Annotated in this window: 21 protein-coding genes; 16 read left to right on the top strand and 5 right to left on the bottom strand. The window is 65.4% G+C overall.

Annotated features, from left to right (window positions below; genetic code table 11):
- Positions 1–250 precede the first annotated feature (250 nt).
- The gene (gene folE / locus FHR22_RS20740) at positions 251–847 is read left to right on the top strand and encodes a GTP cyclohydrolase I FolE (RefSeq protein ID WP_166945869.1); all 597 of its coding nucleotides are present in this window, start codon (positions 251–253) and stop codon (positions 845–847) included.
- Positions 848–1,096: 249 nt separating this feature from the next.
- Here folE and rplI read toward each other — a convergent pair whose 3' ends face one another.
- The 4 genes from rplI to FHR22_RS20720 form a co-directional block, all read right to left on the bottom strand.
- On the bottom strand, positions 1,097–1,726 hold the full coding sequence (rplI, locus tag FHR22_RS20735) for a 50S ribosomal protein L9 (RefSeq protein WP_166945867.1): 630 nt from the start codon (positions 1,724–1,726) through the stop codon (positions 1,097–1,099).
- A gap of 13 nt (positions 1,727–1,739) precedes the next feature.
- Entirely contained in the window at positions 1,740–1,964 is a 225-nt protein-coding gene (rpsR, locus tag FHR22_RS20730) for a 30S ribosomal protein S18 (protein ID WP_054588470.1), read from the bottom strand.
- A gap of 11 nt (positions 1,965–1,975) precedes the next feature.
- The gene (gene rpsF / locus FHR22_RS20725; protein ID WP_166945865.1) at positions 1,976–2,344 is read right to left on the bottom strand and encodes a 30S ribosomal protein S6; all 369 of its coding nucleotides are present in this window, start codon (positions 2,342–2,344) and stop codon (positions 1,976–1,978) included.
- Between the two features lie 158 nt (positions 2,345–2,502).
- Positions 2,503–3,891 (bottom strand): Mur ligase family protein, encoded by a 1,389-nt coding sequence (locus FHR22_RS20720; RefSeq protein WP_166945863.1) that lies wholly within the window; start codon positions 3,889–3,891, stop codon positions 2,503–2,505.
- Between the two features lie 211 nt (positions 3,892–4,102).
- Here FHR22_RS20720 and FHR22_RS20715 point away from each other — a divergent pair, with 211 nt between their 5' ends.
- The 3 genes from FHR22_RS20715 to fabG all read left to right on the top strand — a co-directional run bounded on the left by FHR22_RS20715 (position 4,103) and on the right by fabG (position 7,014).
- Entirely contained in the window at positions 4,103–4,930 is an 828-nt protein-coding gene (locus FHR22_RS20715) for an LD-carboxypeptidase (protein WP_166945861.1), read from the top strand.
- 111 nt (positions 4,931–5,041) lie between these two features.
- A complete protein-coding gene (gene fabD / locus FHR22_RS20710) occupies positions 5,042–5,980 on the top strand; it encodes an ACP S-malonyltransferase (protein ID WP_166945859.1) in 939 nt (312 codons plus the stop codon).
- Positions 5,981–6,273: 293 nt separating this feature from the next.
- Positions 6,274–7,014 carry a 3-oxoacyl-[acyl-carrier-protein] reductase gene (fabG, locus tag FHR22_RS20705; RefSeq protein WP_166945857.1) on the top strand — a complete coding sequence of 247 codons (741 nt, stop codon included), beginning with the start codon at positions 6,274–6,276 and terminating at the stop codon, positions 7,012–7,014.
- A 183-nt stretch (positions 7,015–7,197) separates the two neighbouring features.
- Here fabG and FHR22_RS20700 read toward each other — a convergent pair whose 3' ends face one another.
- Entirely contained in the window at positions 7,198–9,285 is a 2,088-nt protein-coding gene (locus tag FHR22_RS20700; protein ID WP_166945855.1) for a TonB-dependent receptor, read from the bottom strand.
- Between the two features lie 196 nt (positions 9,286–9,481).
- Here FHR22_RS20700 and FHR22_RS20695 point away from each other — a divergent pair, with 196 nt between their 5' ends.
- From FHR22_RS20695 to FHR22_RS20640, 12 genes are all read left to right on the top strand, one after another.
- Positions 9,482–10,468 carry a cysteine synthase A gene (locus FHR22_RS20695; RefSeq protein WP_166945853.1) on the top strand — a complete coding sequence of 329 codons (987 nt, stop codon included), beginning with the start codon at positions 9,482–9,484 and terminating at the stop codon, positions 10,466–10,468.
- On the top strand, positions 10,465–10,845 hold the full coding sequence (locus FHR22_RS20690) for a hypothetical protein (RefSeq protein ID WP_166945851.1): 381 nt from the start codon (positions 10,465–10,467) through the stop codon (positions 10,843–10,845). Before FHR22_RS20695 ends, FHR22_RS20690 begins: the two co-directional genes overlap by 4 nt.
- Positions 10,842–12,008: a Gldg family protein gene (locus FHR22_RS20685; protein ID WP_166945849.1), complete on the top strand. Its 1,167-nt coding sequence runs from the start codon at positions 10,842–10,844 to the stop codon at positions 12,006–12,008. The genes FHR22_RS20690 and FHR22_RS20685 overlap by 4 nt, the downstream gene beginning before the upstream one ends.
- Positions 12,009–12,280: 272 nt before the next feature.
- On the top strand, positions 12,281–12,781 hold the full coding sequence (locus FHR22_RS20680) for a division/cell wall cluster transcriptional repressor MraZ (protein ID WP_166945847.1): 501 nt from the start codon (positions 12,281–12,283) through the stop codon (positions 12,779–12,781).
- Positions 12,778–13,782, top strand: coding sequence for a 16S rRNA (cytosine(1402)-N(4))-methyltransferase RsmH (gene rsmH / locus FHR22_RS20675; protein WP_166945845.1), 1,005 nt, complete (start codon positions 12,778–12,780; stop codon positions 13,780–13,782). Before FHR22_RS20680 ends, rsmH begins: the two co-directional genes overlap by 4 nt.
- The gene (locus FHR22_RS20670; protein WP_166945843.1) at positions 13,776–14,381 is read left to right on the top strand and encodes a hypothetical protein; all 606 of its coding nucleotides are present in this window, start codon (positions 13,776–13,778) and stop codon (positions 14,379–14,381) included. The genes rsmH and FHR22_RS20670 overlap by 7 nt, the downstream gene beginning before the upstream one ends.
- 6 nt (positions 14,382–14,387) lie before the next feature.
- Positions 14,388–16,082 (top strand): peptidoglycan D,D-transpeptidase FtsI family protein, encoded by a 1,695-nt coding sequence (locus FHR22_RS20665; protein ID WP_166945841.1) that lies wholly within the window; start codon positions 14,388–14,390, stop codon positions 16,080–16,082.
- A complete protein-coding gene (locus FHR22_RS20660; RefSeq protein WP_166945839.1) occupies positions 16,082–17,521 on the top strand; it encodes a UDP-N-acetylmuramoyl-L-alanyl-D-glutamate--2,6-diaminopimelate ligase in 1,440 nt (479 codons plus the stop codon). Before FHR22_RS20665 ends, FHR22_RS20660 begins: the two co-directional genes overlap by 1 nt.
- Positions 17,518–18,894, top strand: a complete 1,377-nt coding sequence (locus FHR22_RS20655) for a UDP-N-acetylmuramoyl-tripeptide--D-alanyl-D-alanine ligase (RefSeq protein ID WP_166945837.1) — start codon at positions 17,518–17,520, stop codon at positions 18,892–18,894. Before FHR22_RS20660 ends, FHR22_RS20655 begins: the two co-directional genes overlap by 4 nt.
- Positions 18,894–19,964, top strand: a complete 1,071-nt coding sequence (mraY, locus tag FHR22_RS20650; protein ID WP_166945835.1) for a phospho-N-acetylmuramoyl-pentapeptide-transferase — start codon at positions 18,894–18,896, stop codon at positions 19,962–19,964. The genes FHR22_RS20655 and mraY overlap by 1 nt, the downstream gene beginning before the upstream one ends.
- Positions 19,961–21,265 (top strand): UDP-N-acetylmuramoyl-L-alanine--D-glutamate ligase, encoded by a 1,305-nt coding sequence (gene murD, locus FHR22_RS20645; protein WP_166945833.1) that lies wholly within the window; start codon positions 19,961–19,963, stop codon positions 21,263–21,265. The genes mraY and murD overlap by 4 nt, the downstream gene beginning before the upstream one ends.
- A 17-nt stretch (positions 21,266–21,282) precedes the next feature.
- A complete protein-coding gene (locus tag FHR22_RS20640; RefSeq protein ID WP_243853925.1) occupies positions 21,283–22,500 on the top strand; it encodes an FtsW/RodA/SpoVE family cell cycle protein in 1,218 nt (405 codons plus the stop codon).
- Positions 22,501–22,507: the final 7 nt, after the last annotated feature.

The following is a 22,507-nucleotide window of genomic DNA, read 5'->3' as shown; positions in this document are numbered from 1 at the left end:
GCCTCTCCGGAATACGACCCGCTTGAGCGAGTTCTGTATGGCAAGGAAGGTGCGCCCAGTTGACGAAAGCGTCAAGCCACTTGTTTGCGGGCGAATCCACGAAAAATCCCGTTGTGAGAGCTGTTTGAAAAAGGTCCGATTCCGCAACGTAAACTTGATTGCCGCGATGAAAATCTTCGCGGCGCGGGGTTGCGCACGGGCGATTTCGCGTTGAGATGTGCGACATGATAGCAACAGTGAAGGCAACGCGATGACGAAGGTGGAACTAGGACCCGATGGCAAGCCGGTGGTGCCCGCCCACGTGCTCGACGCGGTCCGCACGCTCATCGAATGGACGGGCGAGGATCCGGCGCGCGAAGGATTGCTGGATACGCCGAAGCGCGTCGCGCGCGCGTGGAAGGAATATTGTTCGGGTTATGCCGACGATCCGTCGCTCCACCTGTCGCGCACCTTCGAAGAGGTGGGCGGTTATGACGAGATCGTCCTCCTGCGCGATATTCCGTTCCAGTCGCACTGCGAACATCATATGGCGCCGATCACGGGGAAGGCGTCGATCGCCTATCTGCCCAAGGACCGCGTCGTCGGCATTTCCAAGCTCGCGCGCGTGCTCAACGGCTATGCGCGCCGCCTGCAGGTGCAGGAACGGCTGACGGCCGAGGTCGCCAAATGCATCTGGGACAATCTCCAGCCGCATGGCGTCGCGGTGGTCATCGATGCCCAGCATGGCTGCATGACCGGCCGCGGCGTCCGCACCCCCGGCGTCGGCATGGTGACCAGCCGCCTGCTCGGCAGTTTCCTTGAAGATCAAAGCAGCCGCAAGGAAGTGCTGAGCCTGATGGGTTATTGATCGGGGCAGGTTGCGGCTGATTGCCGCCATTACCCTTATCGTCACCCCGGACTTGATCCGGGGTCCCGCTTGAAGTCAAAGACGGATTATGCGGAAAAAAAAGCGGGATCCCGAGTCAAGCCCGGGATGACGAAAGTAGGGTGGTACCTATGTCCGCTTCCCACCCCAAAGCCGACCTTGCCGTCAAAGAAAAAGGCTCCGGAACGCTGGGTTCCGGAGCCTTTTTGTCTCATGTGAGAGAAGAAGGGCTTAAGCCTCTTCATCCTCGTCAGCAGCGGGAGCTTCCACGGCGGCGACTTCCGACGGGGGCGTGCCCTCTTCGAACTCGTCTTCGCTGTCGGGTTCCAGAGCCGTGGCGACGGCCTCGGCCTGCTCTTCCTCGAACATCGCGGCGATGACGTCGATGCCCTGCTTCTGCATTTCGGCCTCATCGGGCGAACGTGCGACGTTGACGCCGACCGACACGATGACTTCGGGGTGCAGCTTGACCTTGACGTCGACGAGGCCGAGCGACTTGATCGGGCGTTCCAGTTCGACCATCGACTTGCCGATGCCTTCGACGCCGTCTTCGGTGAGCGCATCGACGATGTCGCGCACCGAAACCGAGCCATAAAGCTGGCCGGTGTTCGACGCCTGGCGGATCAGGATGATCTGCTTGCCGTCGATGTCCTTGGCGCGGCCTTCGGCGTCGGTGCGACGCTCGGCATTATCGGCCTCGATCTTGCCGCGGTTGGCTTCGAACAGCTTGCGGTTCGCGTCGTTCGCGCGCAGCGCCTTGTTGTTGGGCAACAGGAAGTTGCGGGCAAAGCCGTTCTTGACGGTGACGACATCGCCGATACCGCCCAGTTTCTCGATACGTTCGAGCAGGATGATTTCCATGACGCTGCTCTCCTTACTTCACAATGTAGGGAAGCAGGCCGATGTGGCGCGCGCGCTTGATCGCTTTCGCCAGCTCACGCTGCTTCTTGGTGGACACCGCGGTGATCCGCGACGGGACGATCTTGCCGCGCTCCGACAGGTAACCCTGGAGCAGACGGACGTCCTTGTAATCGATGACCGGTGCGTCCTTCTGGCTGAAGGGGCAGGTCTTGCGGCGGCGGAAAAAGGGTCGTGCCATGATGCTGTTCCTTATTCTTCGCCGTCGCGGTCACGGCCGCCACGGCCGCCGCGACGTTCCTGCTTGCGCATCATCACCGACGGACCCTTTTCGAGTTCGTCGACCTTGATGGTGAGCCAGCGGAGGATATCTTCGTTGATCGCGGCCTGGCGCTCGATTTCCGCGATGGCTTCGCCCGACACTTCGGCCGAGAGCATCACATAATGGCCCTTGCGGTTCTTCGCGATCTTGTAGGCGAGTTGCTTCAGGCCCCAGGTTTCGGTCTTGTGAACCTGGCCCTTATACTCGCCGATGACGTTGGTGACGGTTTCCGCCAGCGCATCGACCTGAGCCTGGCTCAGGTCCTGACGCGCGATAAAGACATGCTCGTAAAACGGCATGGGTAGCGTCCTTCGATTTGGCCGATCGCTGGTTCCGCGCCAATCGCGAAACCCCTCCGGCTGTCGTCCAGTCTTGCCTATTGGTGCAAAACAAACGGGGCGACAGGCATAAGGCCTCGCCCCGAATGGACGCGCCTATACAGATTCGCGCACGGAAATCAAGCGTGCGCGGCGAGCTTTTCCAGCAAGTCGCGCCCAAATTCGGTCAGCGTATCATCGCGCGCGCCAAGGATCAGGATACGGTCGCCGGCCGCCGCTTCGTCGAGCATCGCGGTGCCGCAAGCCGCGCGGGTGGTCATATGCACAGCGTCGCCGCCCCCCGCCACGATATCGGCGACCAGCGCCTCGCTGCCGACGCTGCGGTCGACGGTGCCGCCGAAATAGACGGGGTCGCAGACGAACAACCTGTCGTCGGGCCGCATGCCGCTCGCGAAACTGGCGGCGAGTTCCTGGCCCATCTGGCGCAGCGGACCATAGCCGTGCGGCTGGAAGAAGAGCAAAGCGCGGCCCGGAAGTTCGGCGACGGCGGCGAGGGTGGCGGCAACCTTGTCGGGATTGTGCGCGAAGTCGTCGATTACCGTGACGTCATTTGCCTGCCCGAGCACCTCGTAGCGGCGCGCGAGGCCGGCGAATTCGGCGAGCGCGGCGACCGAACTCGCGACCGGTATGTTCACCGCGCGCGCCGCCGCGATCGCGGCGAGGGCGTTTGCGGCATTATGCCGCCCTGGCATCCGCAGCCGGACGTCGTGACGGTCGCCCGCGAAGCTGACGGCGAAGCTGCACCCGTCAGGCAGCGCCTCGAAATCGCTGCCCTTGATTGCTGCCGCATCCGAAAAGCCGAAGCGCATGACATTGTCGCCCGCGAGTAGCGGGGTGGATTCGGGGTCGTCGGCGTTGATCACCGCGATCCGCGCCTTGGCAGCGAAATCGCCGAACAATTGGTGCAGTTCGGCAAGGCTCTTGTGGTCGAGGCTGATGTTGGTGACCACCGCGACGTCGGGCTGGTAGAGCGCGATCGAGCCGTCGCTTTCGTCAACCTCGCTGACATAGGTCGCCGCCTCGCCGACGAGTGCGCTCGCGAAGGGCATGTCCGCGCCCGCGAAATTGCGCATCACCGCGCCGTTCATCACCGTCGGCTTGGCGCCGGCGCTCTCCAGGATCCAGCCGATCATGCCGGTGACGGTCGACTTGCCGCTCGTCCCGCCGACACCGATCGCCTTGTCGGCTGCGTTGAAAAGCGCGGCGTTGAGGTCGGCGCGCGTCATGCGCGGCAGGCCGAGTGCGGCGGCGGCGGCAACATCGGGCACGCTGTCCTCGATCGCCGCCGAGGCGACGAGGGTCTGGCCCGCTTGCGGTCCGCTGCCGTCCTGCGGATAAAAGGCAATGCCCTGGCGTTCGAGCCAGGCGAATTTTTCGGGTGTCCGGCCCTGGTCGCGGCTGCGGTCCGACCCTGAAACCGCACTGCCGCGCGCCGCGACGATCATCGCCAGCGGCAACATGCCCGACCCGCCGATGCCGCAGAAGAAATAGGATTTGTTTTCCGCCATGGCGGCGCGATATGGCCTCTCGCGAACAATGGCAACACTCCCTCTCCCATAGGGAGAGGGTTGCGCAGACTTGGTGCGAAGCACCTAGTCGTAGCTGGGTGAGGGGATCAGGGATGGCGCGAATATCATACGGCAGATACCCTCATCCAACTCCGCCTAGCCGGCAAGCCGGCAAGGCTTCATATCCTTCTCCCAAGGGGAGAAGGCTGTAATGCGTATCGGAATCGTCGCCCCGTCGACTCCCATCCTGCCCGACGATGCCGAGGCTGTGCGCGCGATTGCCAGCCTTGGCTATCCCGATGTCGAGATGGAGTTCGACCCGCAATGTTTTGCGGTCCACGGCCATTTTGCGGGTGAAGACGGGCATCGCTTCGCGGCGCTGGTTGATATGGCGAACCGGCCCGATATCGACGCGGTGTGGTTCGCGCGCGGCGGCTATGGCGCGTGCCGGATCGCCGAGGATGCGGTTGCGGCGATGACCCCGGCGGCACGCGGCAAGGCGTTCCTCGGCTATTCGGATCAGGGCAATCTGCTTGGGTGCCTTTATCGCGACGGCTTCGATCATGTCGCGCACGGGCCGATGGTCGCCGACGTCCGCCGCGAGGGCGGCGATGCGGCGGTGGTGCGCGCGCTCGACTGGCTCGTCGCGCGCGATCCGGCGGCGTGCGAGGGCGGACTTGCGCACGGTGCGCGCCATGCCGCGTTCAACCTGATGACGCTGTCGATGCTGCTCGGCACCCCGCTCGAACCCGATCTGGCGGGCCATGTCCTGCTCGTCGAGGAGGTGAGCGAATATCTCTATGCTTTCGACCGCGCCTTTTTTCATGTCGCCAGCTACCTCGCCCCGCGTGGGCTGGCGGGCATCCGGCTCGGGCGGGTGAGCGATGTTCCCGAAAACGACCGTCCGTTCGGCATGGCGGCCGAGGAAATTGCGCAGGGCTGGTGCGCACGCACCGGCATCGCCTGGCTCGGCCGCGCCGACATCGGCCATGATGCGGGCAACAAGGTCGTGCCCTTCGGCTTGCATCGCGCCGGGTGACGCAATAGGCGCCTGATCCTATTGCGTCGCCCCCGCGAAGGCGGGGGCCGCTAGAGTTAGAACGACAACGGCCCCCGCCTTCGCGGGGGCGACGATAAAGGGTTTAGGGTCATGCGCGCATTCATCTTTCCGGGTCAGGGCAGCCAGGCGGTCGGCATGGGCAAGGCGCTGTCCGGCGCCTCTCGGCACGCACGCGAAGTGTTTCAGGAAGTCGACGACGCGCTTGGCCAGAAGCTGTTTCAGCTGATGAGCGAAGGTCCCGAGGATCAGCTGACCCTTACCGAAAATGCCCAGCCGGCGATCATGGCGAATGCGATCGCAACATTGCGCGTGCTCGAAAAGGAAGGCGGCGTGACCCTCGCTGCCACGGCCGATTATGTCGCGGGGCACAGCCTTGGCGAATATAGCGCGCTCTGCGCCGCGGGTGCCTTTGACCTCGCGACCACCGCGCGTCTTTTGAAGACGCGCGGACAGGCGATGCAGGCGGCGGTGCCGGTTGGCGTCGGCGCGATGGCGGCGTTGCTCGGGGCCGATATCGAGACCGCGCAGAAGCTTGCCGATGCGGCGGCCGAGGGCGAGGTGTGCACCGTCGCCAACGACAATGACCCGTCGCAGGTCGTAATTTCGGGCCACAAGGGCGCGGTCGAGCGCGCGGTCGCGCTGGTCAAGGACTTCGGGATCAAGCGCGGCGTGCTGCTGCCGGTGTCGGCACCCTTCCACTGCCCGCTGATGCAGGCGGCGGCCGATGCGATGGCCGAAGCACTCGGCGCCAATCCGCCCGCCGCCCCGCTGGTGCCGGTGGTTGCCAACGTCACCGCGAGCCCGGTCAGCGACGCCGGCACGATCCGCGACCTGCTCGTCCAGCAAGTCACCGGCCGCGTCCGCTGGCGCGAGAGCGTCGGCGCGATGGAGGATATCGGCGTCCAGCAATTCGTCGAATTCGGCGGCAAGGTCCTCTCGCCGATGGTCAAGCGCAGCGCGGCGGGTGAGGTCGAGACGGTGAGCGTGATTTCGATGGACGATATCGAAGCGCTGCTCAAGACGCTGTAGCCTGTGAGAACACGGCTTCTACGATGCGTTTCTAAACCCGGTCCCCGGCGACCAGGTCCAGTCGGAACCAGGCAGGAAAAACCGCTGTCCTACATTATCGCGCGGGCTTACTTTCGCCTCGATATGCTTGTTCAGGCCTCTTCGCGAACCGCCCCCAGTCGACCATCTGCTTTGCGATGGTTCTCGCAATGTGTGGGGTGTGTAGCGTGACCTTTGTGACCTTTGGAATAAAATTACACGTTCGAACGCGCAGCCCCCATCGATTCTAGTTTAAGATTTCAGGAGAAATTCAGATGTTCGATCTCACCGGCATGACCGCCCTTGTTACCGGCGCCTCGGGCGGTATCGGTTCGGCTGTTGCGCAGGCGCTGGCGGCGCAGGGCGCGCGGCTTGCGGTTTCGGGATCCAATGCCGAAAAGCTGGCCGCGTTTCGCGACAGTCTCGGCGGCGATCATGTCGCGCTGCCGTGCAACCTTGGCGATGCTGCCGCGGTCGACGCGCTCGTGCCGTCGGCGGTCGATGTGCTCGGGCAACTCGATATTCTCGTCAACAATGCGGGGGTGACGCGCGACAATCTGATCATGCGGATGAAGGATGAGGAGTGGCTGGACGTCATCCGCATCAATCTGGAGGCCAATTTCCGCCTCGCGCGCGCCGCCGCCAAGCCGATGATGAAGGCGCGCTTCGGGCGCATCATTTCGATCACCAGCGTCGTCGGCGCGACGGGCAATCCGGGGCAGGCCAATTATGCGGCATCGAAGGCGGGCGTCACGGGCATGACCAAGGCGCTGGCGCAGGAACTGGCGAGCCGCGGCGTGACGGCGAATTGCGTCGCGCCCGGCTTCATCGCCACCGCGATGACCGATGACCTGCCCGACGCGCAGAAGGAAGCGCTGAACCAGCGCATTCCGGCGGGCCGCATGGGCGAAGGCAGCGATATCGCGGCGGCGGTGGTCTATCTGGCTTCGAAGGAAGCCGGCTATGTTACCGGCCAGACGCTGCATGTGAACGGCGGGATGGCGATGCTGTCGTAGAGGCGACGGGGTCGGGGCGGGAATGGTGGGTTTCGGCTGGAAGCTGCCATTTCCTTCTTTGTCACCCCGGACTGGACCCGGGGTCCCGCTTGCTCTCGAAAACAACAGATGACTTTAAAAAAGCGGGATCCCGGGTCCAGCCCGGGATGACGAAAGTGGATGGTAGCTATGGCAGCGGCCGGGTCAGAAACTCGCCCGCGCGGTAATCCGGATGTCACGCCCCGCCAGCGGCACATAATCCTTGGTGAAGCTGGCGTGGCGGCGGGCGTCGACGTCGAAGATATTGTTCGCCGCCAGCGTCAGCGACAAATTCTTCGTGTCGGGCAGCGGACGCCAGGTCAGCGAGGCGTTGACGAGAGTGAAGCCCTTGGTCGGCGTCTCGAAGGTCGCGATGCGGGTCTGGTCGTCGGTCCATTCGACTTCGGCACGCGCGTCGATGCGCTCGCCTTGCGCTTCGAGCCCGCCGAGGATGCGCAGCGGCGGGATGCGCGGGACATTGCCGTCGACGCCGGCGCCCTTGATCTTGGCGCGCGTCATGTCGGCGGTCGCGTCGGCGACGATATTGAAGCCGCCGATCTGGGCGAGCGGGGCGCTCGCTTCGAATTCGAAGCCCCAGGTGCGCGCCTTGTCCTGCAGGAACTGGAACAGCGGCAGGTCGTCCTCGATCAGCCCGGTGTCGCTTTCATAGATGAAGCCGTCGAACCAGCTCGCATAGCCGGTGAGCGCGATCGCATAGCCGTCGCGATTGAACTTCAGCGATGCTTCGCCGCCCCAGCTGGTTTCCTTGTCGAAATCGGGGTTGCCGCGTTCGAAGGTTTGCGTTGCGGCGTGCGGGCCGTCGGACAGCAACTCCTCGGCCGAGGGGGCACGTTCGCTGTGCGAGACCGAGACGCTCGCCTTCAGGCCGTCGGCGATCGCATAGCTGAAGCCGCCTGCGCCCGAAAAGGCGTTGAACGACCGGTCGAAGCCGATGCTGCTCGCCTTGACGTTGGATTTTTCGAAGCGCAGCGCGCCTTCGAGCGTCAGCGGTCCCATCTCCAGTTCCTGCAGCGTGAAGGCAGCGAGGCGGGTGGTTTCGTTGGGCGGCAGGAAGGCCTCGTCGCCGATCGCGGCGAAATCGCGGAAGCTGTACTGGAGGCCGCTTGCGCCGCGCCAGCCGCCGCGGTCGTTCTGCGCCAGTTCGGTGCGGAACTCGATCCCCTTGTTGAGGAAGGTCGTGCCAGGGACGCCATCGTCGAACTCGGTATGCGCATAGTCGCCATAGGCGCCGCGGACGCGCAGCTTTTCGAACAGGCCGTCGCCGAGGTTGACCTCGCCGCGCAGATCGACGCGATATTGGCGCGACGAAATCGTCGGCTCTTCGCCAAGGTCGGCGCGCGGCGGGATGCCATAGTCGGTTTCAAGATAGCCGAACGACAGGCCGAGCATGCCGCCATCGTTAATATAGGCGGCGCCGATGCCGGCGCTGGTGCTGGTGCTTGCACTGTTGGGAATGCGGCCGCGGCTGTTCGCGGCGCCGGTCAGCCGCGCGGCTTCGTCGGCATCGCCATCGGCCGCCGCATCGGCGGCGAGGCCGAGCAGGCGCTGGCGCAGCGGTTCCGCATAGATGAGGCCGCCCGCGCGGACATCGTTCGAATCGCGGTAATTGCCGTCGACATGGACGACGAATTGCTGGGTCAGCGGCACGTCGACCGAGGCGCCGATGCTCTTATCGTCCGAGGCGCTGCCATAGCTGGCGAGGGCGTCGACGTGGAACGGCTCTTCGGGGATGCTGCGCGGGATGCGGCGGTCGAAGACATTGACGGCGCCGCCAATCGCCTGGCTCGAAAAGAGCAGGACCGACGGGCCGCGCAGGACCTCGATGCGTTCGGCGGTCAGCGGATCGATGCTGACGCCGTGATCGGCGGAAGTCGACGACGCGTCGATCGCGCCGAGCCCGTCGACGAGCACGCTCACCCGCTCCCCCGAAAAGCCGCGCAGGATCGGGCGCGACGCGCCGGGCGAGAAGCTGCTCGTCGACACGCCGGGCAGGCGGGTCAGGCTGTCGCCGATCTGGCCGCGAATATCCTGCGCCAGCTTCTCGCCTTCCATCACCGACACATTGCCGAGGATGTCGAGGCTGCGGACATAGGGCGCGGTGACGATGATCGGGTCGCCGGTGTGATAATCATCCTCCCCCGTCGCCGCGGGGCGGTCCTGCGCAAAGGCGGGGGTGGCGACGGTTACGAGAGCGATGGCAAGCGCGGAACCCGCGGAAGAGAGCAAACGCATCGGTGGAAATATCCTGTAGCTTGGGGAGGCTGTCGCCGGTCCAGTAATGATATACTGTTACCATAACAAGCCCTTCGCTTGCTTATGGCCGGTCGTTCGTCGGCGGCTGTGCCCCGTTGGTCGACAAAGCCGAAGATGGAGCGGGAAAAACGAAGCTGTCTTGCAGCCGCCTTGGCGCCGTCCTAAATCGGACCTTATGACCATTGCTCAAAACAGTCTGGCCCTGATCGGCAACACCCCGCTTGTGCTGCTCAAGGGGCCAAGCGAAGCCACTGGGTGCGAAATCTGGGGTAAGTGCGAATATGCCAACCCCGGCGGTTCGGTGAAGGACCGCGCAGCGCTTTATATCGTGCGCGATGCCGAAGCGAACGGCAGCCTGCGTCCCGGCGGCACGATTGTCGAGGGGACCGCGGGCAACACCGGCATCGGGCTTGCGCTCGTTGGCAATGCGTTGGGGTATAAGACGATCATCGTCATGCCCGACAACCAGAGCGCCGAGAAGATGGCGACGATCCGCGCGCTGGGCGCCGAGCTGGTGCTGGTCCCGCCCGCACCCTTCGCGAATCCCGGCCATTTCGTCCACACCTCGCGCCGCATTGCCGAGGAAACCGACAATGCGATCTGGGCCAACCAGTTCGACAATATCGCCAACCGCAAGTCGCACGTGCTCGGCACCGCCGAGGAAATCTGGGCGCAGATGGACGGCCGGATCGACGGCTTTACCTGTGCGGCGGGGACCGGCGGGACGATCGCGGGGACCGGGCTGGGACTGAAGGCGAAGAGCGCCGACATTGTCATCGCACTGACCGATCCGCACGGCGCCGGGCTCTATAATTATTATCAGTGCGGCGAGCTGAAGCCCGAAGGGTCGAGCGTCGCTGAAGGGATCGGCCAGAACCGCATCACCGCCAATCTGGAAGGCGCGCCGATCGACACCCAGTTCCGTATCTCGGACGCTGAAGGGCTCGCGGTCGTGCGCCAACTGCTCGACGAGGAGGGGTTATGCCTCGGCCTGTCGTCGGGGATCAACGTCGCGGGCGCGATGGCGCTGGCGCGCCAGCTTGGTCCCGGCAAGCGCATTGCAACTATCCTGTGCGACAGCGGGTTTCGCTATCTGTCGACGCTCTTCAACCCTCAGTGGCTGGCGAGCAAAGGGCTGGCGGATACGGAGGCCGCGGCATGAACCAGGGAAAGGTCGAAACGGCAGTGCCGGCTCCCGTCACGCCCGCCCACGATACGATGCGGCGCTTGCAGATCGGGATAGCGGGTGTGCTGACGGTGCTGTTGCTCGTCGGCATGGCCGGGCTGATCGGTGATCGCGCACGCGAAAATGCCGGGCAGAGCGCGGCGCTCGATCCCGCGGTCAATATGCCCGGCGAGGAGCAGAAGAGCGCCAGCGCCCCGCTTGAGGAACTGGGCGTGCAGCCGGTTTCCAAGGATGAAAATGCGCTGACGCCGGTGAAGGTGCCGCAGGCCGTGCCGGCGGCGCCGGCGGCGACGACCGTTCCCGACCTTGAACCCGATCCAGCACTCGCCCGGGCCCGCCAATCGAAACAGTGACGACCCGCGCATTCGGGCCGGGGCGGCGCGCGCTGGCGGTTTCCGCATTGACGATCGCGCTCGGCTGGTTCGCGGGCGGACAATATTGGCTCGATCGCATCGATCCGGCGCTGGCCCTGCCTTTGCTGGCACCGCCGATGCTGTTGCTGGGCTGGTGGCAGCGCGGCGCAGCGGTGCGCGACCGCCGGCGGTGCATTCTGATCGCCGCGGCGATCCTGTTGTCCGCTCAGGCGCTCCTCGCATTCGGGCTCGCCGGTTCGCCGGGCTGGGCGCAATTGCTGCTGATCCTGATCGCCGTCGCCGCTGCTGCATTCGCTGCCGATGCGTTGGTGCAATGGCGTGCGAAGGGCAGGGCGATCCGGTTGTTCGCCGTGCTGGGGTTCGCGCTCGGCTGGTTTGCGGCGGGGCACGGGCTGCTGTCCTGGCTCTATCGCCCTGCGGTTGCGGCGGCGGACGCTCCCTCGGTGACGATGCTCACCGGGCTGCCGCTGCGCTGGACCGCGGGGGGCGATATCGCCGCGATGATCGCCGAAGGCGCGGCGGACGATCCGGCGCTGGCACGACTGGAGGCGGCGGGCCCCGTCGCGCTAGTCGACAGCATCGTCGATCATGTGCCGCCGCGCGGCGGTGCGCTTCTCCTCGCCCATCCGCGCGCGCTGGCGCCGCGCGAGCTGGTCGCGATCGATACTTTCGTGCGCAGGGGAGGGCGTGCGGTCATCCTTGCCGATGCGCTGTCGGGCTGGCCCGCGCGCTATCCGCTGGGCGATCCGCGCAATCCGCCCGTCACCAGCCTGCTCACCCCTTTGCTCGACCATTGGGGGATTGTGCTCGGCGCGGCGCCCGCCCGCGAAACCGGGGCGCGAGTGGTCGATGTCGATGGTGCGCGCCTGCGATTGTTCAGTGCCGGACGGTTCGTTCGCCTGCCGCCGCCGTGCCTGTCCTACGCCGATCGCCGCGTTGCCGCCTGTCCGGTCGGCGCGGGTAAGGTGTGGATCGTCGGCGATGCCGACCTGCTCTTCGCACCCCTGTGGCAGCCGCTGGTGAGGGGCGCGTCCCATCTGCGCCGCGCCGACACGATGGACTGGCTTGCCGCGCGGCTGTGGGACGATGCCGCGAACCGCGCGGTGCTCCGTCCGCTGTGGATGCGCCCGCCGCGCTTCTGACCCCGTCCTATCGCCGTTTTTCCCCGGCTTGCCCCAGCGCGAGTATCGCTGCCGTGCCGTTCGGAGGCGCATTTCAACGATTTGCCCCCATTTTTGCGACGAATAGGGAGTAGATTCCCTATTTTACCCTAAAATACCCCTTTCCACCCCGATTTATAGTTGATAGTCAGGAATCGGAGAGGGGCAATCTCCGCCTGAGTCATTCGGCCCGGAATTCGTGATTCCGGGATCAGGGAAGTTTTGCCCGGTGGCGCACGGCAGGGGGCATAGCGATGGCGGTTGTGACGCCCGGTCAATATGCAGGCACCAACTTCGCCGCGATCGATGGCAAGGGGCGCATCGCCGTCCCCTCTCAGTTCCGCAACAATGTGCCCCTTACAGCGGACGGCCAGCGCGTGCTTTGGGTCGGGTTCCACGAAAAGCTGCCCTGCCTGGTCGCCTATGGCCAGGATCAGTATGACCGCCTGAACGGCGAGATCGAACGCGACCGCGAAACCGCGCGGCTGCGTAACATCGATTTCGACGAGGATAGCGAGTTCAAGAAGCGCTTCAGTTACACCGAGCCCTACACGCTCGACGACAGCGGGCGCTTCCTCCCCAGCTTCATCCACCGCGACCGCGTCGGCGATGCCGGCGCGACGGCATTTGTGGGCTCGGGCCGCCGGCTCGAAATCTGGTGGCTGCCGACACTGGCCGAATGCGCCGACGCAGACCCGGTGCTCCAGCGCCTTGCGGCGTCGTGGGGTGCTGCAAAAGGGAAGGCGCGCAAATGATCGACCTTTCCCCTCAGCTCTCCCGCGACCCGCGCCACGACCCGGTCCTTCGCGACGAAGTCCTCGCCGCGCTCGCCATCGCCCCGGGCGAGCGCCACGTCGATGCGACCTTCGGCGCCGGCGGCTATACGCGCGCGATGCTCGCGGCGGGCGCCGACGTCATCGCCTGCGACCGCGATCCCGACGCGATCGCTGAGGGGCAGGCGCTGGTCGCCGAAGCCGATGGCCGGTTGACGCTGGTGCACGGTCGCTTCGGCGAGATCGACCGGCTGCTCGCCGAGCGCGGGATCGACGCCGTCGACGGCATCACCTTCGACATCGGCGTCTCGTCGATGCAGCTCGATCGCGATGAGCGCGGCTTCTCGTTCCAGAAGGACGGTCCGCTCGACATGCGCATGGCGCAGGAAGGAGAAAGCGCGGCCGACTGGCTCAACCGCGCCGACGAGACCGAAATTGCCGACGTGCTTTATCATTATGGTGACGAGCGCCAGTCGCGCCGCGTCGCCCGCGCGATCGTCGCCGCTCGCCCGCTCGCCCGCACCGCCGAACTGGCGACAGTCATCCGCAAGGCGCTGCGCCATCCGCCCGGCGCGCCCAAGGATCCCTCGACGAAAAGCTTTCAGGCGATCCGCATCCACATCAACGGCGAACTCGACGAACTGGTCGCGGGTCTGGCCGCGGCCGAGCGCGTGCTGCGCCCCGGCGGCCGGCTCGCCGTCGTCAGCTTTCACAGCACCGAGGATCGCATCGTGAAGAATTTCTTGCGCGAACGGAGCGGAGGCGATGCCGCCGGTTCGCGCCACCGGCCCGCGCCTACCCCTCCGGCGCGGGCCGCAACTTTCGAAACCCCGGCCCGCAAGGTGCGGCCGGGCAAGGCCGAAGAGGCGCGCAATCCGCGCGCGCGATCGGCGACGCTCAGGAGTGCGGTGCGGAGCGGCGCTCCGGCATGGTCCGTTCGCTCGGCCGACGACTCTACGGATAGGGAGGCAATCTCATGCTGATGGCGGCTCGCAAGCTTCAGGGGATCGGCCTGGTGCTCCTCGTGCTCATCATTGCGATGATGTTGTATCCCGTATCGCTCAAGGTCGCGGCGACGCGCAGCGAACTGGCGAAGATAAACCGCCAGATCGACCGCACGCGCGACAATATCCGCTATCTCGAATCCGAACTCGCGGTGCGCGCCTCGATGCGCCAGCTCGAACAGTGGAACGCGGACACCTTCGGTTATTCGGCGCCGGCCGCGGACCAGTATCTGTCGAACGAGCGCCAACTCGCGTCGCTCGACCGCCTGCCGCGCGCGCGCGGTGCCAATGAGGTGGCGCCCGTGCTGATGGCAATGGTCAGCCCCGTCGGCACCCCCGAAAAAGCCGAGGCCAAGCCCGAAGTAAAACCCGAAAACGTCAAGGCGCCGGCCGCGAAGCCGGTCCAGCTGGCTCAGGCCGAAATTCGCGGCGGCGACGTCCGCAGCGATGCTGCACCGCGCCTCGCCCCGACCCGGCGCCGCGAGCAGTTGAAGATGATCGAGGACCAGCTCCTTGCCGAATCGACGCTCGCCGATCTCAAGCGCGCCGCTGCGCGCGAAGCCGCGGGAGGGCAGTAAGCCACGATGAACACGTTGGTCGTCCGTCCGGCCCGGGTGCGCACCGCGGGGGTGCGGCAGCAAATATTGCTGACCGCGCAACAGCGGCTGATGATCCTGATGCTGCTGTTCACGGCCGCCTTTTTTCTCGTGTCGATGCGCCTGCTTTATTTCGCGGTCTTCGACTCCTCGACCGGCCGAGGCTCGGGCTCGGCGGCATTCGTGCCCGCGCGCGCCGATATCGTCGATCGCAACGGCGTGCCGCTGGCGCGCACGATCGACGGCTATTCGATCCGCGTCGTGCCATCGAAACTGCTCAACAACCGCCAATATCTGGCAGACGAACTGCACAAGATTTTTCCCGACATGCCGCGCGAGGAACTGCTCGCGAAGGTTAGCGGTGCGCGGCCGACCTATATCCGCCGCCGTGCGCTGCCCGACCAGGTTGCGGCGGTGAATGCGATCGGCGATGTCGGTTTCGATTTCCCGCGCGAGAAAGAGCGGCTTTATCCGCAGCTGACGCTTGCGGCGCATGTCCTTGGCTTCACCAATGCCGAAGGGCACGGCGTCACAGGGGTCGAGGGCGCGTTCGACGACCGGCTGGTAGACAAGGCGACGCGCGCCGAACCGATGGCACTATCGATCGACGCGCGCGTGCAGGGCGTGCTCGAAAGCGAGCTTGGTAATGCGGTGACCAACCTCGAGGCGATCGGGGGTGCCGGCATCATCCTCGACGTGCATTCGGGTGAAGTGCTTGCGATGGCATCGCTGCCGACATTCAATCCCAACAAGCTGACCGGCAGCGATCCGATGACGCGGCGCAATGCGGTGACCTATAATCTCTACGAACTTGGTTCGACCTTCAAGCCGCTGACCATCGGCGCAGCGATCGACAATGGCGTCGTGACCAGCATGGCAAAGCGATATGACGCGACCAAGCCGCTCGCAATCGCCGGGTTCCGGATTCGTGATTCGCACAATATGGGCCGCTGGCTCAACGTGCCCGAGACGCTGATCCATAGCTCGAACATCGTCACCGCGCAGATCGGCGACCAGTTGGGCCGCGAAAAGATGGAGCAATTGTTCCGCGGCCTCGAGTTCGACGGCCGCCCGCATATCGAACTGAAGGAACGCGCCTTCCCGCTCTGGCCCAAGGATTGGGGTCGCGTCACCACGATGACGGCGAGCTATGGCCACGGCATCGCGGTGACCCCGCTGCACCTCGCGAGCGCCTATGCTGCGCTGGTCAACGGTGGCATCTGGCGCCCCGCGACCTTGATGAAACTCGGCGACAAGGCGCCGCCTCAGGGCCGCCGCGTGTTCAAGGCTTCAACCAGCGCACGGATGCGCCAGCTGCTCCGCCTGATCGTGTCCGACGGTACCGGGCGTCAGGCCGATGCACCGGGTTTCCGCGTCGGCGGCAAGACGGGCAGCGCCGAAAAGCCGGGCGCGGGCGGCTATCGCCGCCATTCGCTCGTGTCGACCTTTGCAGCCGCTTTCCCGATGGATAATCCGCGCTACGTCATCATCGCGATGATCGACGAGCCAAAGGGCAACGCCTTCAGCTCCGGCCAGCGCACGGCGGGTTACACCGCGGCGCCGGTGGTACGGAAAGTGGTGATGCGCGCCGGTCCGATGCTCGGCGTGTTCCCCGACGAAACGCGCGATGTCGACGTCTCCGAGCTGACCCCCCTGCTGTGGAGAAACGGGGAAGGCGAATAATGCGTCTCGCGGCGCTGCTCGACGATCAACGGCTGGCAGGCATCGACCCGGTTGTGACCGGGCTCGCCATCGATCATCGCAAGGTCGCGCCGGGAACGATCTTTGGCGCGTTCGTCGGCGAGACGTTCAACGGCGAGGATTTCATTGCCGCTGCGGTCGCAGCGGGCGCGATTGCCGTCGTCGCGCGGCCTGAGGCGCGGGTCGAAGGTGCGATCCATGTCGCCGATACCAACCCTCGCCGCACCTTTGCGCATATCGCGGCGCGCTTCTTTCATCGTTTTCCCGCGACCTGCGTCGCGGTGACGGGCACCAACGGCAAGACTTCGACCGTCGAAATGACGCGCCAGCTATGGCGCATGGCGGGGTTCAACGCCGCGTCTATCGGCACGCTCGGCATCACGACGTCGAACGAAAGCGCCTCGACGGGGCTGACGACGCCCGACATCGTCACTTTCCTCAGCAACATGTCGGGCCTGGCCGCCGAGGGCGTGACGCATGCCGCGTTCGAAGCATCGAGTCACGGCCTCGACCAATATCGTACCGAGGGGCTGCCGGTGAAGGCGGCGGCTTTCACCAACCTCAGCCACGATCATCTCGACTATCATGGCACGATGGAGGCCTATCTTGCCGCCAAGTTGCGGCTGTTCGCTGAGGTCGTTGAGGTCGACGGGACTGTCGTTGTCTGGAACGATGACGAATATTCGGCCGCTGTGGTTGCTGCAGCGAACGCTCGCGGCATCGGGCTGATGACCGTTGGGGCGAACGGCACCGATTTGCGTCTCGTGTCGCGCGAACCGACCCAGCTCGGGCAGTTGCTTGTAATCGCATCGGGCGACGCGACCTATAAGGTGACCCTGCCGCTGATCGGTGCCTACCAGGTCGCCAACGCGCTCGTGTCGGCAGGATTGGCGATTGCAACCGGCGGCGATACCGCGCAGACGCTCGCCAATCTCGCGCGACTCCAGCCGGTACGCGGCCGCCTTGAGCGCGCCGCGATCACCAAGGCGGGCGCGCCCGTCTATGTCGATTATGCGCATACGCCGGATGCGATCGAGGCGGCGCTCGACGCATTGCGGCCGCATGCGACGGGCCGGCTGATCCTTGTCTTCGGCGCCGGCGGTGACCGCGATCAGGCGAAGCGCCCGGAAATGGGGAAGGCCGCCGCCGCCAAGGCCGAGGTGCTGATCATCACCGACGATAATCCGCGCGGCGAAGATCCCGCGCTCATCCGTGCTGCTATCGCCGATGGTGCGCCCGCTGCGCAGATCATCGGCGATCGCCGCGCCGCGATCGCCGCCGCGATTGCCGAAGCGCGCGCCGACGATATCATCTGCATCGCGGGCAAGGGGCATGAACAAGGCCAGATTGTCGGGCGCGGCGACGATATGCGCGTCATTCCGTTCGACGATGTCGCGGTCGCGCGCGAGGCGGCGGCATGACCCCGCTGTGGACCGCACGCGCCATCGCCCAGGCGACCGGCGGCACCGCCAGCGCCGACTTCACCGTGCAGGGCGTTGCGTTCGACTCGCGCGAGGTGAAAAAAGGTGACTTGTTCGTCGCGATGAAGGGCGAATTTGCCGACGGCCACGCCTTTATCGATAAAGCGATTGCGGCGGGCGCCGCGGGTGTCATCTGCGAAGCCGCGATCGACCATCCCCATGTTCGCGTCCCCGACAGCGCCGCCGCCCTGAACGTGCTCGGCACCGCGTCGCGCGCGCGCAGCCATGGGCGGATCATCGGGGTTACCGGATCGGCGGGCAAGACGGGGACGAAGGAGGCGCTGTTCGCGGCGCTCGACCGCTTCCGCCCCGGCAAGGCGCATCGCTCGGTCAAAAGCTACAACAATCATGTCGGCGTGCCATTGAGCCTCGCGCGCATGCCGTCGACCGCCGATTACGGCGTGTTCGAAATGGGGATGAACCATGCGGGCGAACTCGCCGAATTGACGCGCTTGGTACGCCCGCATGTCGCCATCGTCACCACCATCGCGCCCGCGCATCTGGAGCATTTCGGCAGCGAGGAAGCGATTGCCGACGCGAAGGGCGAGATTTTCGAAGGGCTCGAACCCGGCGGCACCGCCATCATTCCCTTCGACAGCCCCTATTATGCGCAGCTCCGCGGAAAAGCCGAAAACCATGCGGCGCATGTCGTCAGCTTCGGGTTGGGCGAAGGCGCCGACGTGCGCGCGATCGATTGGCTGTCCGACGGGCAGGGCGGCTCGCTGGTCACCGCGCAGGTGCAGGATGCGTTGCTGTGTTTCACGATTGCGCAGGCCGGCGCGCATTGGGTGTCGAATTCGCTCGCGGTGCTCGCCGCGGTCAAGGCGGTGGGCGGCGATCTGCCCGCGGCGGGGCTCGCCTTCGCCGAAATGCCTGGGATCGCGGGACGCGGCGCGCGTCATCGCATGGCCGTGACCGGCGGCGACGTTCTGGTCATCGACGAAAGCTATAATGCCAATCCCGCCTCGATGGCGGCGACCATCGGCCAGTTCGGCAGCGAATCCGCCGAGCGCCGGATCGCGATATTGGGGGCGATGCGCGAACTTGGCGCGGGCAGCGACGATTATCATGCGGCGCTGGCAGCTCCGCTCGTCGCGGCGGGGGTGCAGTTCGCCCTGCTCGTCGGCGACGAGATGACACCGCTCGCCAAAGCGCTTGAGGGTCGCATCGATTTCGCGCATGTGCCCGACCACCCGACCGCCAGGGCGCGGCTGGGCGAATTGATCCGCGCCGGCGATGCCGTGCTGATCAAGGGGTCGAACAGCGTCGGCCTGTCGCACATCGTGACGGCGCTGACCAACGGGGATTATTGATGTTATATTGGCTGGCGGAATGGCTTGGCTTTCCGGGGGTGCTCAACCTCATTCGATACTTGAGCTTCCGGTCGGGCGCCGCCGTTGCGACCGCGCTGATCATCGGGCTGTGGATCGGCCCGCGCTTCATCCAGATGCTGCGCATGCGGCAGGGCAAGGGGCAACCGATCCGCGACGATGGCCCGCAAAGCCATCTCGCCAAAAAAGGCACGCCGACGATGGGCGGGCTGATGATCCTCATCTCGCTGATGATTTCCGCCTTGCTGTGGATGGACCTGTCGAACCGCTTCGTCTGGGCGTGCATATTTGTCACCGGCGGGTTCGCGGCGGTCGGTTTTCTCGACGACCTCGACAAGGTGACGAAAGCCAGCCACCGCGGAATTCCAGGGCGCGTGCGCCTGCTCATCGAATTTCTGATTGCCGGTGTCGCGGTGTTCCTGATCGTGTCGCGGACCGGGACCGACCTTTATCTGCCCTTCTTCAGCGGGGTCGTGCTCGAACTCGGGCCGCTCTATTATGTCTTCGCGATGGTACTGATCGTCGGTTTCGGCAATGCGGTGAACCTGACCGACGGGCTCGATGGTCTCGCGACCTTCCCCGTGATCATCGCCAGCCTGACCTTCCTCGTCATCGTCTATCTGTCGGGTAATGTGAAGTTCGCCGACTATCTGGGGATTCCGCATGTTCCGGGGGCGGGCGAGCTGGCGATCTTCGCTGCCGCGATCATCGGGGCGTGCCTTGCCTTCCTGTGGTTCAACGCGCCCCCCGCCGCGGTCTTCATGGGCGACACGGGCAGCCTTGCGCTTGGCGGCGCGCTGGCGACGATCGCGGTCACCGCGCAGCATGAACTGGTACTCGTGATCGTTGGCGGATTGTTTGTCGTCGAGGCGCTGTCGGTGATCATCCAGGTCTTCTGGTATAAACGTACCGGCAAGCGCGTCTTCCGCATGGCGCCGATCCACCATCATTTCGAGCAATTGGGCTGGCCCGAATCCACCGTCGTCATCCGCTTCTGGATCGTCTCGATCATCCTTGCGCTCGCGGGACTCGCGACCTTGAAGCTGCGGTGATCACCGCGCGCGCCTTTGCCGGCCGCCGCTATGCGGTGCTGGGACTGGCGCGCTCGGGTCTGGCGACCGTCGAGGCGCTTGTCGCCAGCGGCGCAGGCGTCACCGCGTGGGACAATCGCGAGAATGCGCGCGACGAGGCGATGGCGCTGAACGCCGATATCGGCGATCCGCTTGAAATCGACCTGGTCGGCTTTGCGGGCGTTGTCGTGTCGCCCGGCGTGCCGCTGAACCGCCATCCGATCGCCGCGCATGCGCGTGAGGCGCATGTGCCCGTCATCGGCGATATCGAGCTGTTCGCCGAGGCGCGCGCCGACCTGCCGCCGCACAAGGTCGTCGGTATCACCGGCACCAACGGCAAGTCGACCGTCACCGCGCTGATCCACCATATGCTGGAAAGCGCGGGCGTGCCGGCGCTGATGGGCGGCAATATCGGGCTGCCGATCCTGTCGCGCGATCCGCTCCCGGAGGGCGGCGTCTATGTGCTCGAACTGTCGAGCTATCAGATCGATCTGTCGCACAGCCTGGCGTGCGACGTCGCGGTGCTGACCAATATCACCCCCGACCATCTCGATCGCTACGACGGGTTCGAGGGCTATGCGGCGTCGAAGGCGCGGCTATTTTCGCTCCAGCACCGTGATCAGGTTGCGATCGTCGCGGTCGATGACGGTCCGTCGAAGGCGATCGCCAGCCGGATCAACCATCGTCTTCATCGCGTCTCGGCGAAGGATATCGACCCCGCCGATCAGATGCGCTGGCCCGCATTGCAGGGCCCGCACAATGCCCAGAACGCCGTATGCGCGATCGCGGTCTGCCGCGTGCTTGGGCTGAACGACGAACAGATCGAAAGCGGCCTCGCGACATACAACGCACTGCCGCATCGCATGGAATTGGTTGGCGAAGTCGCTGGCGCCCGCTGGTACAATGACAGCAAGGCGACCAACGCGGCTTCCGCTGCACCGGCGCTGGCGGCCTTTCCGCCGGCGCCGGACCAGCGTTTGCACTGGATCGCCGGAGGGCAGGCGAAGGGCGACGGGCTGGAGGCCTGCCGACCCTGGTTCGCCAACGTCAAGCGCGCCTATCTGATCGGTGAAGCGATGGAGCCGTTCGCGGCGGAAATCGGCGACACGATCCCGGCCGACCGGTCGGGCGACCTTGCGACCGCGGTTGCGCGTGCGGCGGCGGCGGCGGCGCCCGGCGACATCATCCTGCTATCGCCGGCCTGCGCGTCGTTCGACCAGTTCAAGGATTATGAGCAGCGCGGCGATGTTTTTCGTGGGCTGGTGCGGGCACTTGGGGCATGAGCGGGGGGATGGACAATATGGACGCAACGTCGGAACGGCCGGTCATCGCCACCACGCGCACGGTCAAGCGCCGCGGGCCGCGTCTCAGCCGCGCCGATCGCACCCCGCTGGGCCTGTGGTTCTGGGAAATCGACCGGGTGCTGTTGCTGCTCGTATCGATGCTGATCGCGGTCGGGCTCGTCGCCGTCGCCGCGGCGTCGCCGGTCGCGGCGCAAAAGCTGTCGACGACGACCGCCAGCCTCGATCCGCTCTATTATTTCTATCGCCAGCTGATGTGGGTGATTGTCGGGGTGCCGGTGATGGCGGCGGTGTCGATGTTGCCCAAGCCGCAGGCGCGGCGCTTTGCCATCTACGGCACGATCCTCTTTCTGGCGCTGCTCTTCCTCGTCCCGCTCGTCGGGGCGTCGGTGAACGGTGCACAGCGCTGGCTCGGCAGCGGGGCTTTCCGGCTCCAGCCGTCCGAATTCCTGAAACCCTTCTTCGCCGTCTCGCTCGCGTGGATATTGTCGCTGCGGCTCCATGACCAGAGCCTGCCGGTGGTGCCGCTCTCCTTCGTGCTCACCGGGGTCATCGCGCTGTTGCTGATGGGACAGCCTGACCTGGGGCAGACGATCATCTTTGCGGCGACCTGGTTCGTGCTGGTGCTGGTCGCCGGCCTGTCGATGCGGATCATGGGAATGCTCGCCGGGGCGGGGCTCGCGGGGATCGTACTCGCCTATTTCTTCTATCCGGTCGCGCAGCAGCGCATCAATATCTGGCTGTTTGCCGAGGGCGACAGCTTCCAGGTCGACAAGGCGCATGCCACCCTCACGGCCGGCGGACTGATCGGCACCGGACCCGGCGCGGGGCTGGCCAAGTTCCAGCTGCCCGAAGCGCACACCGATTATATCTTCTCGGTCATTGGCGAGGAGTTCGGGATGATCGCGTGCATCGCGATCGCGATCCTCTATCTCGCGATCATTGTCCGCGTGCTCGTCCGCCTGCTCGATGAAGAGGACAGCTTCCTGATCCTCGCGGTCGCGGGGCTGATCGCGCAGTTCGGCGGCCAAGCGATCATCAACATGGCGGTGAACACCCAGCTTTTCCCGTCGAAGGGCATGACCTTGCCCTTCATCAGCTATGGCGGCTCGTCCTTCATCGCGCTGTCGATGGGCATGGGTTTGCTCTTGTCGCTGACCCGGCGAAACCCCTATGCCGCGCGGATATCGATGACCCGCAACTGGAACAAAAGATGACGGTCTC

Origin of the sequence: Sphingopyxis panaciterrae (assembly GCF_011762125.1) — a bacterium.
Classification (GTDB): Bacteria; Pseudomonadota; Alphaproteobacteria; order Sphingomonadales; family Sphingomonadaceae; genus Sphingopyxis; species Sphingopyxis panaciterrae.
This window is presented reverse-complemented; position numbering and strand designations above follow the sequence as displayed.